Annotated in this window: 1 protein-coding gene and 1 pseudogene; both read right to left on the bottom strand. The window is 57.0% G+C overall.

Features of this window, described 5'->3' with window-relative positions; all coding sequences use genetic code 11:
• A partial coding sequence (locus F0169_RS27190; RefSeq protein WP_152748151.1) for an aminotransferase class V-fold PLP-dependent enzyme occupies positions 1 to 416 on the bottom strand: 416 nt, incomplete at its 3' end.
• 49 nt (positions 417 to 465) lie between these two features.
• A pseudogene (gene iscR, locus F0169_RS27185) lies at positions 466 to 956 on the bottom strand (Fe-S cluster assembly transcriptional regulator IscR).
• Positions 957 to 1,050 lie beyond the last annotated feature (94 nt).

Here is a 1,050-nt window from a genome sequence, read left to right as displayed (position 1 = left end):
GCTTCGATCATCGCCGGGGTGACGATACCGTCGGTGGTTGGCTCAAGGTAGGTAACCTCAAAACCTTCACGTTCCAGTTGGCGCATGGTGTCGAGGACAGCCTTGTGCTCAATCTTGGTGGTGATCAGGTGCTTGCCTTTGGTCGCATAAAAATGCGCCGCGCCCTTGATTGCCAGGTTGTCGGATTCGGTTGCACCGGAGGTCCAGACGATTTCGCGCGGGTCGGCATTAACCAGGTCGGCGACCTGGCGACGAGCGTTCTCGACCGCTTCCTCGGCTTTCCAGCCGAATACGTGGGAGCGCGACGCCGGGTTGCCGAAGTTTCCGTCAACCAGCAGGCATTCGCTCATCTTTTGCGCGACACGCGGATCAACCGGGGTGGTCGCTGAGTAATCAAGGTAAATAGGCAATTTCATGGACTTTCTCCTAATCAGGCTGGCTGGCGTGCCGTTAGCTCTTCGGCTGTCACTCGACGGCGGACGCTTCAATCTTGTCCAGACGCGGCGCCTTGGTGTTGCAACGGCGCTGGTCCTGACGCTGGGCTACTTCTTGCACCTCACGGCGAGTCACAAGATCAGCCAAGCTGATACCACTCAAAAACTCATGGATCTGCAGGCTCAAGTCACACCACAAGTGGTGCGTCAGGCAGGTGTCGCCGGCGTGGCAATCACCCAGGCCCTGGCATTTGGTGGCGTCGACGGATTCATTCACCGCGTCGATCACCTGAGCTACCTGAATGCCCTGCATGTCGCGGGACAGCTGATAGCCACCACCCGGCCCACGTACGCTTGAAACCAAGCTGCTGCGGCGCAATTTGGCAACAGCTGTTCGAGGTAGGACAGGGAAATGCCTTGGCGCTCGGAGATATCAGCCAGGGACACCGGCCCAGTTTGCGCGTGCAAGGCCAGGTCAAGCATGGCGGTTACCGCGTATCGGCCTTTTGTAGTCAGTCTCATGGACAAGTACCAAGGTGTTTCAGAATGGGAGCAAGTATGCTATTCCCGAGTATTTAAGTCAACTATAAGACCTAGTACTTTAGTCAGGATTACC

Source organism: Pseudomonas kitaguniensis (assembly GCF_009296165.1).
GTDB classification, from domain to species: Bacteria; Pseudomonadota; Gammaproteobacteria; order Pseudomonadales; family Pseudomonadaceae; genus Aquipseudomonas; species Aquipseudomonas kitaguniensis.
The sequence above is the reverse complement of the archived record's forward strand: the minus strand, read 5'-3'. Positions and strand labels throughout refer to the sequence as shown.